The sequence below is a fragment of the Nostoc sp. JL33 genome, from assembly GCF_017114985.1.
In the GTDB taxonomy this organism is placed as follows: domain Bacteria; phylum Cyanobacteriota; class Cyanobacteriia; order Cyanobacteriales; family Nostocaceae; genus Nostoc.
Map to the genome: position 1 here is coordinate 1 of NZ_JABXKP010000049.1, position 16,523 is coordinate 16,523.

At 40.8% G+C, this 16,523-nt stretch carries 11 protein-coding genes and 1 pseudogene; 8 read left to right on the forward strand and 4 right to left on the reverse strand.

Annotation, left to right across the window (positions count from 1 at the left end):
* Window positions 1-163 precede the first annotated feature (163 nt).
* Window positions 164-898 carry a DUF1995 family protein gene (locus HWQ23_RS12670; RefSeq protein WP_292828638.1) on the reverse strand — a complete coding sequence of 245 codons (735 nt, stop codon included), beginning with the start codon at window positions 896-898 and terminating at the stop codon, window positions 164-166.
* A 135-nt stretch (window positions 899-1,033) separates the two neighbouring features.
* On the opposite strand from HWQ23_RS12670, the gene HWQ23_RS12675 reads away from it, so the two are divergent.
* Window positions 1,034-1,708: a DUF1294 domain-containing protein gene (locus tag HWQ23_RS12675; RefSeq protein ID WP_292828641.1), complete on the forward strand. Its 675-nt coding sequence runs from the start codon at window positions 1,034-1,036 to the stop codon at window positions 1,706-1,708.
* Window positions 1,709-2,486: 778 nt separating this feature from the next.
* On the opposite strand, the gene HWQ23_RS12680 is transcribed toward HWQ23_RS12675, so the two are convergent.
* A complete protein-coding gene (locus HWQ23_RS12680) occupies window positions 2,487-2,666 on the reverse strand; it encodes a hypothetical protein (RefSeq protein WP_292828644.1) in 180 nt (59 codons plus the stop codon).
* Window positions 2,667-2,720: 54 nt separating this feature from the next.
* On the opposite strand from HWQ23_RS12680, the gene HWQ23_RS12685 reads away from it, so the two are divergent.
* Together HWQ23_RS12685 and HWQ23_RS12690 are read left to right on the forward strand one after the other, a co-directional pair.
* The gene (locus HWQ23_RS12685; protein WP_292828647.1) at window positions 2,721-4,487 is read left to right on the forward strand and encodes an N-6 DNA methylase; all 1,767 of its coding nucleotides are present in this window, start codon (window positions 2,721-2,723) and stop codon (window positions 4,485-4,487) included.
* Window positions 4,484-5,206, forward strand: coding sequence for a restriction endonuclease subunit S (locus tag HWQ23_RS12690; RefSeq protein WP_292828650.1), 723 nt, complete (start codon window positions 4,484-4,486; stop codon window positions 5,204-5,206). The genes HWQ23_RS12685 and HWQ23_RS12690 overlap by 4 nt, the downstream gene beginning before the upstream one ends.
* Window positions 5,207-5,284: 78 nt before the next feature.
* Here HWQ23_RS12690 and HWQ23_RS12695 read toward each other — a convergent pair whose 3' ends face one another.
* Window positions 5,285-6,454, reverse strand: a complete 1,170-nt coding sequence (locus HWQ23_RS12695; protein WP_292828653.1) for a cysteine desulfurase family protein — start codon at window positions 6,452-6,454, stop codon at window positions 5,285-5,287.
* A 368-nt stretch (window positions 6,455-6,822) separates the two neighbouring features.
* On the opposite strand from HWQ23_RS12695, the pseudogene HWQ23_RS12700 reads away from it, so the two are divergent.
* A pseudogene (locus HWQ23_RS12700) lies at window positions 6,823-8,454 on the forward strand (phospholipase D-like domain-containing protein).
* 95 nt (window positions 8,455-8,549) lie between these two features.
* Here HWQ23_RS12700 and HWQ23_RS12705 read toward each other — a convergent pair.
* Window positions 8,550-9,626: a glycosyltransferase family 4 protein gene (locus tag HWQ23_RS12705; protein WP_292828656.1), complete on the reverse strand. Its 1,077-nt coding sequence runs from the start codon at window positions 9,624-9,626 to the stop codon at window positions 8,550-8,552.
* A 943-nt stretch (window positions 9,627-10,569) separates the two neighbouring features.
* Here HWQ23_RS12705 and HWQ23_RS12710 point away from each other — a divergent pair.
* The 4 genes from HWQ23_RS12710 to HWQ23_RS12725 all read left to right on the forward strand — a co-directional run bounded on the left by HWQ23_RS12710 (window position 10,570) and on the right by HWQ23_RS12725 (window position 16,477).
* On the forward strand, window positions 10,570-11,379 hold the full coding sequence (locus HWQ23_RS12710) for an ABC transporter permease (RefSeq protein ID WP_292828659.1): 810 nt from the start codon (window positions 10,570-10,572) through the stop codon (window positions 11,377-11,379).
* 323 nt (window positions 11,380-11,702) lie between these two features.
* Entirely contained in the window at window positions 11,703-13,544 is a 1,842-nt protein-coding gene (locus HWQ23_RS12715; protein ID WP_292828662.1) for a bifunctional serine/threonine-protein kinase/formylglycine-generating enzyme family protein, read from the forward strand.
* A gap of 878 nt (window positions 13,545-14,422) precedes the next feature.
* Window positions 14,423-14,926, forward strand: a complete 504-nt coding sequence (locus HWQ23_RS12720) for a hypothetical protein (protein WP_292828665.1) — start codon at window positions 14,423-14,425, stop codon at window positions 14,924-14,926.
* Window positions 14,927-15,613: 687 nt separating this feature from the next.
* Entirely contained in the window at window positions 15,614-16,477 is an 864-nt protein-coding gene (locus tag HWQ23_RS12725; RefSeq protein ID WP_292828668.1) for a hypothetical protein, read from the forward strand.
* Window positions 16,478-16,523: the final 46 nt, after the last annotated feature.

A 16,523-nucleotide genomic window follows, 5' to 3' on the forward strand; every position in this document is an offset into this window, starting at 1 on the left:
GATTAGCGATCGCATATTTTTTCTTCTTTTGCATACCCCACTTCTTGTCTAATTTGTCAATGCGTAAGTTCTGAGTGCGTAAGTAAGTAGGTAATAAAAAACTCAAAATGAGGCAGCAGATGATCAAGTTTCCTGCTGCTACCTCTGCTTTATTTCCCTTCTCCTAACTACTCAACGCCTTTAAGAACCGTTGCAAACTCTTAAACACACTGGGGTTTCTTGCAGGTGTCGCATCTGTTGTTGTTTGCGGTTGTCCTTTTAAAAGGATCAGATCCAAATCATCACCCGATGGTTTTGTAGGTAATTCGGCAATTCTTTGATATTCGCCATCGGTTTCCAGCCAAACTTCCCACTGTCCTGGGTAGCAGCGATATAGGGCACTTTCATCGTCTATGGGGCGCAGGTAATAGGCGGATTCAATCGTACTGATAAAACGATCGCGGACTTTTCTCGCTGTATAACCAATGCCCACAACCCCGGAATCTTCTAAGCGCGGATTTAACAAGACTACAGGGCGATCGCCTATTACTTCACACAACTTTTCCAACTGCGGCACTTCTACGGAAGTGGGGGCAATAAATAAGAAAATTTCATCCTCTGGCTGAATTTTTGTCTGCAAGGAAGCAACCCTACCTGTCCCGATATCCAAAACTTGAAATGGTGCATCAGCCCAATCGCGGCGGGCTAAGGCCGCAGCCCCAGCGTCAGCAAAGAAAATCTTCAAACGGGAATCATATTCGGTAAACGCGGGCAGAAATTGTTCCGCCACCGGCATAAACTTGAGTTCTGGGAACAGGAACTCAACTTGTAGGCGAGTGCAACCATCTGCAAGGGCAGCTTGGACGGCTACACGAGATTGGGCGATCGCATTTTCAAGACTGTTAGGTAGTTCACTCATAGTTTATATCTCACTCTAGCATTAGTTCCATTGTTTCAGTATTAGCTCTGATTTTGACGTTGCTAAATTTGAATATGAATCATTTCATCTTGATATGGGAACCTTAAAAATAAAGTATTGATATCAGGGTCTTTTATGAAACCTGTTCTGCGTAAAGGTAAATTAACAACATGGAAGGATGACAAAGGTTTTGGCTTCATCCGCTCCAGTGATGGCAGTCAAGACGTTTTTCTTCATATCACTGCACTCAAAGAAACAAATCATCGTCCACAAGTGGGTGATGTGATTTGCTATCAGCTAACGGTTGGTAAAGACGGCAGAATACATGCTAGCAACGCCTTCATTGAGGGAGTTGTATCCAAATCTATGCCGATAACCTCATCTTTGGCAATCGAGAAAGAAACATTCCAGCCTAAAGCAAAATCTTCTTTAATGTTGGAGGTATTGCTCTTATCTTTATTACCAACTTTAGGAGCAATACATTTTGCATTGACGACTTTCAACCCAATTCCTCTGATTCTGTATCCTGTAATGAATTTTATTACCTTTGCACTGTACGCGGATGATAAATCTCGTGCAAAGCAGGGGCGTTGGAGAATACCAGAAAAGAGATTACATTTGTGTGAATTCATGGGTGGATGGTTGGGGGGATTCATCGCCCAACGAAGATTACGCCACAAAAATAGGAAGGTTTCATACCAAGTTGTATTTTGGATAATAGTAGCTATTCATCTGATATTTTGGTTGGATTGGCTTTTCTTTGGAAAAAGACTGGTAGGTTTATTTCTCAGCGTTGTTTCTAGAGGGTAGCAGAGAAAATAAGCAAAATAAACTGCTCAGTGAAGATTCACTGACTGCTTGCCTATTTTTCGATCTGCTGTTGAAGTTGAGGAGGAAAGTTTATCGGAGTAAACACAAAGGTGCTTTACATCTCAATTGAAGAAGTGCGATGCCTGCGGCGGGCGGAGCCATCGCATATAAGACACATTCAAAATTTTACCTGTTAGTAAAAGACTCGTTTCAGGCTTTCAGCGACAGTAACATAGAGCGCCAATCAGAGAAAACCTAGATATTTTGATACGCGATAGCCAAGCCAAATCCCCACAAGGCCACCAATGACGCCCAAGAAGATCGAGGTGAACGATAGCAAACTTCCACCCCACAATGCAGGGATGTAACTGCCAATCGTAGAGCCAAGAAACATCCCAATTCCAATGATGGTTTTACTCATTCCAGAAAAGCCTTAATTAAAAGTAATGAAAATAAGTCATGATTGAACTCCTTTATGACTCAAAATATTACCTTTTGGGAAAAAACTTGTTTAACCCTTTCGGCAGCAGTAACATAGGGATCAACTCGTCGTAGACATCGTACTTACTCAAGAACTTGCACGATAAAGGCGATCGCTTGCAAAATAAACTCCTCAGTCGAGATTCCCTGATTGCTTGCCCATTTTTCAATTCTTCTGTTGGAGTTGGGGAGGAAAGTTCATAGGAGTAAACACAAAGCTACTTCACATCTTAATTGAAGAAGTGCGATGCCTGCGGGGGGCGGAGCCATCGCATATAAGACATACTCAAAATTTTACCTATTTGTAAAAAACTGGGGTGATAATTTCGACAACTGTGATGTGGGATGCTGCTTCGGCGTAGCCCGTCGTAGACATCGCTTTAGCAGTTCTGCTAAGGAATGTGACGATGAGGAAAGAATCAATAAGTGTTGGATTTTGCGATCGCTCAAAACTGGGATATATTAAGTACTTATGCATTGCCTAGCTTTGCAGTAGGTTGCACTCCTATGTCAACAGATATTCAAATAGGCTATGCCACTAAATAAACAAGCCATTCTTCAAGATATATTCCGAAACGCACCACCGTTGAACTCGGAAGATGATTGTGCTGAAAACGTCGTTATTCCTTTCCTGCAAAGACTTGGTTATACCAGACACCAAATAGGGCGAAAAGTATCTATTACAGGAACTTCAGGTCATCGGTTTAGAAAGCAAGCTGATATTGTTGTTTACATTAATCAAAGACCTGCTCTTGTTATTGAAACAAAACGAATTCAACATCGACTTAAAGAAGAGGACGTTAATCAGGTGCTTTCGTATGCTCAACTTCTAGAACCACCTACCCCAATTGCGGTTCTGACTAATGGGCGTGATTGGGAGGTGTATTACCTTGAGAAAGATGATATTGGTGGTTTGGAAGCTGTACCAGAACCACAAGAATTAGAAAGTATAATACTTACAATTTCTGGTACTGCAATCCAAACAGAAAAGCGTCAAGCTGCTGAACGACTCCTAGTAACTATTGAAAATAAAGCTGATTTAGAAGTTGCTTTTAGGGAATGCCGGAAGGAGCTTGCTAAGGAAGGACTTATTGCTGAGTCTGCTTTTGATGAATTAACTAAAATTCTTACATGCAAGTTCAATGAGGAAAAAAGAGCCTCTGAAGGTCTTGCGACAAATCGCTTCACTTCTCAATGGCTGTTGGGTAGCAGTCCGCTTATCGCTTTGCAGCAAATGTTCTCTGATGCAAAGCAAACATTTAATGTTTTTCCTACTAGTACTCAAATCCAAATTAGAAGCAATGAAACAGTTGATAAAATTGTTCGTGAGTTAGAGCCTTTTGGACTTTATGGATTCAAAACTCCTCTGGGATTGGCTGGCGCTGGTGGTGATGTAGTTGGTTCTGTTTATGAGGCTTTTCTTACAGGAACACTTCGTGGCGACTTAGGGCAGTATTTAACCCCAAGACAATTGGTTGAATTCATGGTTGAAATTGCTGATATACAGATTGGCGAAAAAGTTCTTGACTTATCGTGTGGTAGTGGTGGGTTTCTGATCAGAGCTTTTGTTCATGTCCGCAAAAAAATTCGCTCCCTTGATATTAGCAAAGATGAGAAAGATCGGCTTGTTAGCAATCTTGTAACAAATCATTTATGGGGAATTGAAATAAATCCACGTTTAGCTACGCTGTGCAGGATCAATATGATTTTGCATGGGGATGGATACGAACACATTTATACAGGTGATTCAATTCGGGATGACTTCTTTGAAAATACGGATGGTCGGAGAACTGACTTGGCGGCGATTGAGAACAATAATGCTACAAAATTTGATGTGATTCTTATTAACCCACCATTTAATATACCCTATGAAGATTTTACTTCTCTCAACAGGTATGTCTTAGGTCGAGGTAAAGCTGCTCAAGGCTCTGATTATCTAATTCTAGAGCGAGCTATTAGCCTGTTGAAACCAGAAACTGGTCGATTACTTGTAATTTTGCCTCATGGTGTTGCAAGTGGCGTTTCGGAAACAGAAGTCCGAAATTTTATGAAGGCTAATACTTATATTCATGCTTGTATAAGTTTGCCTGTTGGGTCATTCAAACCATTTGGAGGTTCTAATGCTAGGACTTGTGTTTTGTACTTAATGAAAACACCTAAAGATAATAAGAAGCGTTTTCTAGCTCAAGCGGAGCGTGTTGGATATGATATCACCTCAAAGTACTACAGGGAAATTGATTGGAATGATTTACCTGTAATAGCTGAAGCCTATTATAATGTGAAGCAAAATTTGCAATGAGCATAGAATTAATCAAAACAGAACCTCTAATTTTAATAATCACGGAAGAAGCCGCAAATGATATTGATACTATTGATGCTGGTGCTGCGTATACACAATATCTGCATGAGCAAATAGGCGAATTTGAGCAATATCCGTTGGGTAATTTTGTACAAATAGTGTCAAGAAGTGTTAACACTCAATCTGATAGATACATTGAGCAAATATTTGAATATATAGACTTAAGAGAAGTCGATGATATTTATGGACATATCTTAACCTTTAGAGCTAGCAAAGGTAGAGATATAAGAAGCACAAAACATCGTTTCCAAAAACACGACATTTTATTTGCAAAGATTATGCCTAGCTTGGCAAACAAAAAGATAGCATTGGTAACACAAGATTTGACAAACGCAGTTGCATCGACTGAGTTTATAGTTTTAAGAAAGAAACCGCAAGCTGAAATAAATCTCTATTACTTGTTTCGAGCCTTACGTTCTGACCATTTTACCCGTCAAGCCACAGCAAATGTTACCGGAGCAACAGGGCGACAGCGAATCAGTCCATCAAAGCTATTAGAATTAAAAATTATTGTACCGCCAGAGGAACTTCAAAATACAATTGGGGACGCTGTTGAGCAAGAGTTCACGCTACGAACTTTGGCAGTAGAACAGTCCAAAAAAGCTGACGATTTAGCTCATCTCGTGCTTGGCTCTCTTACCCTGAGAACTGATGGCTGAGGAAGCGCATAAGAAATCATACATTTGCGGGTACAAACTACCAACACAACCAGCAATTTTTAATTTGTCACATTTGATTTAACGCTTAACTAAAGATAAATCCGGTGTCAGCCTTTGCAAAACTTGCTTCAATACCATCACTGTCCAATCTATATCAGCTTCCGTCGTATCACGCCCCAATGTGATCCGAATTCCCCCCAATGCAGCTTTTTCTGAATAACCCATCGCTAACAATATCGGACTAGGGCTAAGTTTACCACTGTGACAGGCAGCACCAGCACTGATGCCGATGCCAGCAAGGTTTAGCTGCCGTACCAAGGTTTTACCGCTAAGTTTTTCGCCGTCGGCGTTTTCTAAGCACATACTGATATGGTGAGGTAAACGATCGCAAGAATCCCCTGTAGGAATTAAACCAGGAATCTCAGCTAGTTGGGCAAAGGCGCGATCGCGTAACTCAATTAACCGTGGTGTTTCTGTAGCCAATTCTTGCGCTGCTAATTCTGCTGCTACACCAAATCCCGCAATTATCGGTACTGCTTGTGTACCAGAACGCAGCCCTATTTCTTGTCCACCACCACCCAGCAAGGGCATCAAATCCACACCAGGACGCACATACAACGCCCCTGCACCTTGCGGCCCATATATTTTATGACTGGAAAGGCTAAGTAAGTCTACTGATAGTTCTTGCACATCTATAGGTAAGCGTCCGGCAACTTGTACCGCATCTGTATGGAACAAAGCCCCATGCGATCGCACAATTTTACCCAGTTCTGCGATCGGTTGCACTGTCCCAACTTCACTTTGACCGTAAATTATAGAAACTAAGGCCGTGTTATGTCGCAATGCGGCTTTTAAATCTAGGGGGTTAACTCTGCCTTTCACATCTACAGACAAGCGCGTAACCTCCCAACCCCACATTTCTAGCGATCGCACTGTCTCAGAAATTGCGGAATGCTCAACGCTTGAGATAATTAGATGTTGAGGAACAGCATACAACCGAGCCACACCCATAATTGCCAAATTATCTGCTTCAGTGCCACCAGAGGTAAAGATGATCGATTCAGGGCTGGCGGCGTTAATTAAACCAGCAACTTGGACTCTGGCTTGTTCCACAACCGTTGCAGCGCGTTGTCCCCACTCATGTAAGCTGGAAGGATTGCCCCACTGTTCGGTGAGGACTGTTTGCATAACTGCGATCGCTTCTTTTCGAGTCGGAGTAGTGGCACTGTAATCTAGATAAATTTGCATACAACCGAATAATGGTGAGAACACACGCTGGAAATAGACTGCTGATCTTGTCAGTATATACAGTTTGAGTGGACAAATCCTGAAAAAACCTTTGTAATTCTGCCTCTAGCAGTGGATTTTTCCCTTTACTTGCAAAGCTATTTCTCTACTTAATTCAGAACACAAAATTTTGGGAATGATAAATCTAGCGGTTCTCAATTGCGTGCAGTAGAGTTTTAACCTCTCTCTAAACCTTTCCCCTAAAAGGGTAGAGGCTTTGAGTCTTACTCCTCTTCCCTACAAGGGAAGGGGTTGGGGGTTAGGTTTTGTATTTAACTTAAGTGAAAACCGCCTTATATCCACTCTCAATTCACTTCTACCAGATTACAGTGCAATTTATCTCTAGACAAAGATATTTTTTATCTATCTTTTTACTGATATTCTCCCTGACTGGTTGTCAACGAGTCCAGTCCTACAATCAGCGTCCAGCACCCTTACCACAAGATCCGTTAGTTCAAGTTTACTTTAACCATTCTGAGTCTTCGGAATACAAAGAAGCTTACCGTCAGCAAACTCGCCTGGGGGATGATTTAGAAAAACAGATTGTCGATGCTATTACGGACGCTAAATCTACAGTAGATGTAGCTGTGCAAGAATTACGTTTACCCAGAGTTGCCCAAGCATTGGTTGATAGACAAAAAGCTGGGGTAAAAGTCAGAATCATTTTAGAAAATACCTATAGCCGACCTTGGAGTAGCTTTACATCTACTGAAATAGGTAAGTTAGATAAAAGGGAACAGGAACGCTATCAAGAATTTCGCAAATTTATCGATATTAACCAAGATAATCAACTCAGTCCAGCCGAAATAAATCAAAGAGATGCTTTGATAATTTTGCAAAATGCCAAAATTCCTTGGATAGATGATCGAGCCGATGGTTCGGCAGGTAGCAGTTTGATGCATCACAAATTTGTGATTGTGGACGATCGCATTCTAATTATCACTTCCGCCAATTTTACTTTAAGTGATACTTCTGGTGATTTTACAAATTCTAGCAGTTTAGGCAATGCAAATAACTTATTGCAGATTGACAGCCCGGAATTAGCATCTTTATTTACACAAGAGTTTAACATCATGTGGGGAGATGGGCCGGGTGGTCAGCCAGATAGTCAATTTGGTTTGCAAAAGCCGATGCGTTTACCTAAACAAATAACTTTAGGTAACACCCAAATTACTGTGCAATTTTCACCGACTTCTCCAACTCAACCTTGGAGTAATAGTAGTAATGGTTTAGTTGGTAAAACTTTAGATTCAGCAACCAAATCTATTGATATGGCGTTATTTGTCTTTTCCGAACAGCGTCTTGCCAATATTTTAGAAAAACGCCATCAACAAAGTGTGCAAATTCGCGCTTTAATTGAACCACAATTTGCTTATCGTCCTTACAGCGAAGCATTAGATATGATGGGGGTTGCTCTCAGTAACAAATGTAAATATGAAGTTGATAACCACCCTTGGCAAAATCCAATTACGACTGTAGGCGTACCTGTGTTACCCAAAGGCGATTTATTGCATCACAAATTTGGTGTTATTGATAGTCAAACAGTAATTACAGGTTCTCATAATTGGTCAAATGCTGCTAATAGTGGTAACGATGAGACGCTTGTAGTGATTGAAAGTCCCATAGTGGCTGCCCATTATGTGCGAGAATTTGCTCGTCTTTATGCCAAAATAAAACCTGGCTTACCACCAGGAATTCAAAAGAAAATCAAATTAGAACAAACACGGTGTCCCCAGATAAAAACTTCTTGATCAACTGAACTTAAAGAAATTAAAAAAGTAAATATCAACACCGCAAGTGTAGAATAATTAGCAACTCTTGCTGGTGTGGGTAAGAAGTTAGCACAGAGGATAATTATTAGCCGTCAACAGCAAAAGTTTACATCTTTAGAAGACTTGGAACGAGTTTCAGGAGTTAGTGCGAAGACGCTAGAAAAATGGAGTGGGCGCGTAACTTGGTAGGGGCGCACAGCTAGCTGTGCGCCCCTAGTATGGTTTATATTCTACGTAGTTAAAAGCATGTAAGATTACACAAATGCGATATTTAAATGCGATCGCTAGCTAGCTAAACCAGTCAAACTCCGAAAACGCCCATTCTGAGAAAATCGTTCTTTTATTATTTGTTGATAAACTGCTTCATAGCCATCAGTCATGTGCTCAATGCTGAAAAGGTTTTCGACATGCTGACGACAGGCATAGCGGTCTAACTCTATTACCCGATCAATGGCACTGATGCACTCTTGAGTATTATTGCAGAGGAAACCCGTTTTGCCGTGGGCAATTACCTCCTCAGTAGACCCCAATTTCATCGCAATCACTGGCGTACCCGAAGCCATTGATTCAATCATCACCAACCCAAAGGGTTCTCGCCAAGTGATGGGGAACAGAGTTGCTACTGCACCTCCCATCAGAGCATTTTTTTGAGCATGGTTGGCTTCACCCAAATACTCAATTTGCTTCCCGTCAATATGCGGTTTAATTTCCTTCTCAAAGTATTCCACATCAACGGCATCCACCTTACCTGCCATTTTCAAATGCCAACCAGCAACTTTTGCAATTTCTATTGCTAAATGCACTCCCTTCTCTGGAGACATCCGACCTAAAAAGGCCAGGTAGGGCGGATCTTCTGGTTGGGAATGAAACTTATAACTGCTGACATCAATCCCGTTGTAGACCGTTGCTATAGAGTTCAACCCTAACCTTGGTTCTCGTTGTGCATTGGAAATATTGACGTAGGGTTGTTTTTTACCAAAACTAAACATCTTTTCGTTGTCAGGGGTAAAAATACCGTGCAACGTGTGAACCGTAGGGGTTGTGACAAGATTCGCGTAAGCCAGTGCCCCATGCCCGATATGGGAGTGAATAATATCAAACTCTTCTGCGCGTTCATACACCGAAGCTAAATTTAGCATCTCGTAAATGCCGTAATCTTTGATAGTCGGATCGAGTCTGAGGGCACGGGGATGAACTGACGTTAGTGTTGCCAGACTAATAGAATCTCCCGATGCAAATAAAGTTACTTCATGTCCGCGTCGGACTAATTCATCGGTCAATAACCCAACTACTAACTCTATACCACCATAAGCTGGAGGTGGAACTCTCTCCCACAAGGGAGCTACTTGAGCAATTCGCATCACAAACCTCCTAACAAATTAAAAATTGAATTAGAAGTTCTTTCTTTCTGTTGTTGTAGTGCTTGGAATTGATTTACTTTACATCAGAAAGTGACTTCAGATACTAAACTTATTTACAATTCCTCTCAAATCTTATGCTCTTTTTTCTATATTTTTCGTCTATCATAGTACGGAAGTTACCCACTCCTAAAGAGGTAAATACATTCTAATTTATTAATTTTTGTGTAATTTTGTGCAATTTTAAATACAGATTATTTTCTAAATAGTAACTTTATAAATCGTCAAAATCTAAGCTAAATGATGATATTGGGCGAAAAAGCTCTACTATCGCCTGTCAATTATTTTATTTTCAAATGTTAATTAAAGAATAAACTGCGTAGACACTCTTTGGGCGGCTTTCCGTACTTAAAAGATAATCCGTAGCTGCCCAATGGGTAAATTTTCCTAAAGGAGGTAGTTTAAAATCAGAAGCGGCAAAGTTTTATGAGAAATTCTATCCAAATTCTTAACGTTAACAATCAATTCCATCCCTGCTAACCTTAAGAGCAATGGGGAGATCACAAGAATTCATAGCGCTTTTCAGTTGAGTCCAATAATGAATTCCTTTATAACCTCTTATCTCTGTGTTCTCTGCGCCTAATAAGGTTGAATAAATTACTTTACAACCGCAGACTCCCACAGGAAAACACTTACGTGGGCGGGTTTACCGACTTCCCTGCGGGGAAGCAACTGGCATCAAAGTGTCCGTGGCGCCCAGAGAAAAAAAGATTTTACATCTGTCGCCAGATAGCTTAAGACCCGGATACCAAGAGACTTTCAAGCCTGTTAAGAGTCCCCTGCTATACAAGTCACCTTGAAAGGGCTAGAGAAGAGAGTCAAAATATTGACTTATTACATTAAATATGATATTTTGTGTTGCTACCAATAAAAATCGAATATAAACGTGAATATCTCTCCATCTCTCAAAAAACCGCGTGTCTCATGGCAGGCGGTTTTCTCACTGCTGATATTTGTGTTCATGTACCTGCCTATACTGGTACTTGGCTTTTATAGCTTCAATCAGTCGCCCTACAGTGCAACTTGGCAAGGATTCACTCTCGATTGGTATGGCAAGTTGTTCAGTGACGATCGCATTTTATCAGCTTTCCAAAACAGTATGATAGTTGCTGGTTTTGCAGTGGGAATTTCAGCAGTGCTGGGAACTTTGATGGCGGTTGGGTTGGCGCGTTACGAATTTCCGCTTAAGAAATTGTATCTGGGTGTTGCTTACCTACCATTGATTATTCCCGATATTGCGATCGCAGTGGCTACCCTAGTATGTTTAGCGGCCTTTGCAATACCTTTAAGTTTGTGGACGATAGTTGCAGCCCATGTGGTATTTTGTTTGGCCTATGTTGGACTTGTGGTTGCTTCCCGGCTTACCAATTTAGATCCCCACTTAGAAGAAGCAGCACTAGATTTAGGCGCTACACCAACGCAAGCTTTCATCAAAGTATTGCTACCTCAATTAATGCCTGGTATTGTAGCTGGTTGTCTCTTGGCTTTTGTTCTCAGCTTAGATGACTTTCTCATTGCGAGTTTTACTGCTGGTAGCGGTTCTAACACCCTGCCAATGGAAATTTTTAGCCGCATTAGAACCGGAGTTAAACCTGATATTAATGCTCTGAGTGTGATGCTAATTTCAGTATCTGCGATCGTTGCTTTGGTAGCTGAATTAATCCGCGCTTCTGGAGAGAATAAAGCTTTCAAATAATAGTCGCAATTGGCAATAAAAATTACGGGTGATTTGGTTCTTTGCGAACTTTTTTGGATAGTGAACAACAGCTATATTAAAGGGTGCGTTACGGTTACGCCTAACGCACCAATATCAGTTTAAATCCCCTTATCTAACTCTCTTGTCTACGAGACCGGAGGCGAAGAATTTTGAATGCGTGAATTGTTATTCATCCTTCTACCCTCGTGTGAAAGATAGTTTTAAGCACATGAATAAATTTCCGTGTTCGCTTCTCTACATAACCGTTTTCAATTAGATAATATTGGGGCTAACTTTGGAGAAGATGCTATTTCCCCCTCATTATGCAAATCTGCCAAAATCCCAATTGCTCAAATCCATTCAACTCTGATAGCAATAGATTTTGCGTGAGTTGCGGACAAAGCAACTTTGGCAAACTTCTCAGAAACCGTTACCGCGTATTGAGACTCTTAGGTGAAGGTGGGTTTAGTAGAACCTATGCTACAGAAGATGTAGACAGACTAAATGCGCCTTGCGTCATCAAACAATTTTTCCCACAATTTCAAGGAACAGGACAACGGACTAAAGCAGCAGAATTTTTTAAAGAAGAGGCTTTCCGGTTGTATGAACTGGGAGAAAATCATACCCAAATTCCCAGATTACTAGCTTATTTTGAACAAGGTACTAGCTTGTATCTTGTGCAAGAATTTATTCAAGGAAAAACTCTCTTACAAGAAGTTTACCAACAAATGTATGGTGAAAAACAAGTTTGGGAACTTTTAGCTGATTTATTGCCAGTTCTAGAATTTATTCATACTCATAATGTTATTCATCGCGATATCAAACCAGAAAATATTATCCGCCGTGCAAGTGATGAAAAACCCGTCTTGATTGACTTTGGCGGTGCTAAACAGGTAACACAAACCAGTATAGGAAGACAAGCTACAGTAATTTATACCGTTGGTTATGCCCCAACTGAACAAATGGCTGGATTTGCTTGTCACGGCAGTGATTTGTATGCTTTGGGTGTAACTTGTGTGCGTCTTTTAACTCAATGTTTGCCTTTGCAGGATGTTTCTGGACAGATTCATGACCCTATTTATGATGCCATGAACGCTAAGTGGTTGTGGCGCGAACGGTTACAGGAAAAAGGTATTACTATCAGCGACGAATTAGGAAAAATTTTAGATAAATTACTAAAACATCTACCTAGTGAAAGGTATCAAACAGCAGTAGAAGTTATCAACGATTTGAAGTTTACAAGATCGAACATTCAACCTGTTGCCCTGAAAATTGTTTCGATGTCTCAACGCATATTACCGCCGCTACCAGAAAAAATAATAGTACCATTACCCCCCTTAGAAACCTTTGAATTTGACGTAGTGACAGTAGACACAAGTGGTAGAGAAGTAAATCGCATGAGTTGTAATGCAAACTTCTTTGCTGAAGAATTGGGTAAGTCTGTCACATTAGAAATGGTATCGATTCCTGGTGGTACTTACATGATGGGTTCACCAGAGTTTGAAGGGGATGCTGACGAACGTCCTCGACATAAAGTTACCGTTGAACCATTTTTTATGGGAAAATTTCCCGTAACTCAAGCACAGTGGAGAGTAGTAGCAGCTTTACCCAAAATCAAACAAGCTTTAAATCCCAATCCATCAAAATTCAAAGGTCTAGATAGACCAGTGGAAAATGTTTCTTGGTATGAGGCTGTAGAATTCTGTCTCAGGCTATCAGAAAAAACTGGACGCGACTATCGTTTACCGAGTGAAGCTGAATGGGAATATGCTTGTCGTGCTGGAACTACAACATCTTTTCACTTTGGCGAGACGATTACCTCTGAGTTAGTCAGTTGCACTATCGAACCAAAAAGCAAATTTCGTAAAGAAACAACAAACGTCGGTAGTTTTGAAGTCGCCAACGCCTTTGGATTGTACGATATGCACGGGCTAGTTTGGGAATGGTGCGCTGATTCGTGGCACAACAATTACAACTATGCACCCTCAGATGGCACAGCTTGGGAAGTTGGCGGTGATATTCATCGCCGGGTGCTACGCGGTGGTTCTTGGAGTTTCAGTGCAGAACTTTGTCGCAGCGCCAGTCGTAGCTGGAATGAGTCAGACGGTGGACTGAGGATTTGTGGCTTTAGAGTAGTATTTTCTGTAGAGGATATTATTTATTAATATAAAATATCTGCCCAGAGATATTGGTTCACCGTTCTTTGCCCTCTAGATTTGTCTTAATGCATAACTTGTTATATTCCAGATGTTCTGAACTGATCTTAGAAAGCTAAAAATTCCGTGTCCTCTGACTAACGAGGCGACATCTTCGATCTACAGTTATATCAAATGGATGAGTTAATTTGGGTCTTCAGTCCCTATTATGCTAATTATTAGCTTGTCGCCTCCCAAAGTCCTTTTCCTAAAGATTTAAGCCTATTAAATGTGACATTAACAACTAATAGTGACCCAAAGGCTTGCCAGTAGTTTGTCCTGGATAATAATGCCGCAAATTAGCAAGCATAGGAGATGGTGAAGAAACGTTAATTTTAGTTAATTTTAATGAAGGGGGCTTTTCGCATCTTGGGCTGATACCATTTCACTACTCCACACTCTAAACCCGCCCCGAAGTGGTTTGCCAAGGAAAAATGATTTCTAGCTAGCTTCCTTCCTGTAGGCGACAGTAAACCAGTCGCAAGTTAAGTTTTCTCCCACTTCCCAATGTTTGCTGTTAAACTTTTACTGAACATTTTTTTTACTTAATCTTAAGAAATAATTACTTAATCACTGGGAGATGGGAAAATCTATGAGAATACAGTAATAATTCAATTGCTAATTCTTCGCCTGCCCCCTTTTACTTACATTGTGTTGATACTACCTTTAGATTATCCTTTAATTGTAAATATGAGATAATACACTATATACTTGTTCATCATATAATGCTTAGTATTACAGAGAAAACTCATCCAAGTTACCCGATTAACACTTTTGAGTAAAAATTGATAGGGTGGAATAACTGAATATTACTCAGACATTTTGAAAATTAGAAGTAGGATTTTTTAATGATCAGCTTAAGTAATTCGGTAACCGGCACAGTTAGCAGCACAGCAGCCACTAAGAGGCTGGCAAGGGCGATGATGGTTTCTGGTGGGGAGTTTTCACTGTTATTAGCCTGTTGTAACTCTGTTCAAAAGCAGCAGCAAGTGCTGAATTTGTTAACAGAATTTTCATCAGCAGATATCCACCAAGTCCATCTTTCACCTGCGGCTGACAAACTGTACACAGCTATTACAACTGAAATTGGTACTACTCAACCAGAAGCTTTGATGGTAAGGGGTTTAGAATCTGTAGTGGCGATTAACCAACTAATCATCAGTACCAATATCATGCGAGATGAGTTTCGGAAACAGTTTCGGTTTCCCTTGGTGTTGTGGGTCAATGATGAAATTCTCTGCAAGCTAGTCTGGCTAGCGCCCGATTTCAAAGACTGGGCAGCCAGTACTATTAGATTTGATATACCTCACAATCAGTTCGTTGAATCTGAACAACAAGCCATTAGCGCCTAATATTGTCTGGGATTACAAAATCTCAGCTACGGTTCTGCCCATTCTTTTCTGAAATTACTTTTATTAAGAATAATTTAGAACTCAGCAGTCAGAATTCAGAATTGAATTCTGTAGACTGGATAATGAATATAATACGGTTCGGTTAAGAATATTTGTAGTTTGGTTGAGGAACGAAACCCAACAAACCCCTTGAAGAAGAATTCAGAAGTCAGAATTCAGGAGTCAGAATCAATCAGTCGGGGATTCAGACCCGCGACTGATTGAAGACCACCAAATTTTCAATTTGGTGGGGGTGCAAAAACGCCGATTATTCATCCGCCAGTCGTACAGAATTCATTCTGAATTCTGACTCCTGACTCCTGAATTCTGTTCGATAATAAGCTAATCGGCATTTAAGTTGCTCCCATCAGGGCGGGCTTTTCGGCCCACCCCACAAGATATTGAGAAAATTTTAATATGCTTTCTTAGATGTGTTTTAGCTTATGTTGGATTTCGTTCCTCCCGCAGGGTAACCCAACATTTATCATCCAGAATTTATATAAGGAACAAACAATTAGTACATCAGCGTCTATCTTTATATCTGTTTTAGAAGACAGATACTAAACTAATTCCAACTGGTGAAGGTCTGGAATTATGTGCTTTATTGTCCATTTGTAGTTGGATAGTATTTCTTAGTCCTATATTAGTATGGAAATCATGCAGAAAAACTACTTTAACACCAATCAAGGGCGGATTTTCACTGCTTTGATTTTGACTGGAATTTTGTCTGTTGCGAGCAGTTCAATACTTGTGAAAGAGGCCACAGCTGCTTCTGCGGACTTCTCACTAGAAACAAGCAATGAAGTTCTTAAAGACAATGTTAAGCCAAACCGCTTGCCACGTCCAGTAGCTAACGCGGTACTGCGAGATTTAGCCCGCAGGCAGGGAATTTTAACCAGAGAACTGCAAATTATTGATTATAATCAACAGACTTGGCGCAATGGTTGCTTAGAACTGCCTCAACCTGATCAAGTCTGTAGCCAAGCGTTAGTTCCGGGTTGGCTGGTTGTGGTATCTAATGGCAAAGAAAAGTGGATTTATCATACCAATCAAACAGGTTCCGCAGTCAGGCTGAATGAAAAAGCTAGCAACAATACACTGTCCCCTGTGCAAATTCCAGTAGGCGAGTTACCACCATCGTTAGATAGAGATGTAGTATTTCGGCAAATCTCCAGTGGTGGTTTTGCTGGCAGAACCTACCAGACTATTTTACTCAAAGATGGCGGATTGACTCGTGTGCGGATTGGTGATGCCAATGATTCTGAGCGTAGTGTTCGCCGCGTTTCTGTGCAACAGGTGCAACAATTTCAGAGATTTTTAGAACGTTCTAAATTTAGTAAATTCCAGAATCTGAGTTACCCAGCCCCCAACGGATCTGCTGATTATATCACCTACACTCTCACCAGCCAACGGGGTACGGTTCAATACAACGATATTTCTCAAAATAACCTGCCAAAGGATTTACAAGCAGCAGTCAAAGCCTGGAATGATCTTATAGCCAGCGCCAAATAATAAACCTCAGCGTGAATAGCGATTGTTTTAGCGCTTACAATCGATA

Bases quoted from the DNA above. Each gene is read 5' to 3' on its own strand.
- HWQ23_RS12695 (WP_292828653.1), bottom strand. From the start codon at position 6,454: ATGCAAATTTATCTAGATTACAGTGCCACTACTCCGACTCGAAAAGAA.
- HWQ23_RS12690 (WP_292828650.1), top strand. From the start codon at position 4,484: ATGAGCATAGAATTAATCAAAACAGAACCTCTAATTTTAATAATCACG.
- HWQ23_RS12720 (WP_292828665.1), top strand. From the start codon at position 14,423: ATGATCAGCTTAAGTAATTCGGTAACCGGCACAGTTAGCAGCACAGCA.
- HWQ23_RS12715 (WP_292828662.1), top strand. From the start codon at position 11,703: ATGCAAATCTGCCAAAATCCCAATTGCTCAAATCCATTCAACTCTGAT.
- HWQ23_RS12675 (WP_292828641.1), top strand. From the start codon at position 1,034: ATGAAACCTGTTCTGCGTAAAGGTAAATTAACAACATGGAAGGATGAC.
- HWQ23_RS12685 (WP_292828647.1), top strand. From the start codon at position 2,721: ATGCCACTAAATAAACAAGCCATTCTTCAAGATATATTCCGAAACGCA.
- HWQ23_RS12680 (WP_292828644.1), bottom strand. From the start codon at position 2,666: ATGCATAAGTACTTAATATATCCCAGTTTTGAGCGATCGCAAAATCCA.
- HWQ23_RS12705 (WP_292828656.1), bottom strand. From the start codon at position 9,626: ATGCGAATTGCTCAAGTAGCTCCCTTGTGGGAGAGAGTTCCACCTCCA.
- HWQ23_RS12670 (WP_292828638.1), bottom strand. From the start codon at position 898: ATGAGTGAACTACCTAACAGTCTTGAAAATGCGATCGCCCAATCTCGT.
- HWQ23_RS12725 (WP_292828668.1), top strand. From the start codon at position 15,614: ATGGAAATCATGCAGAAAAACTACTTTAACACCAATCAAGGGCGGATT.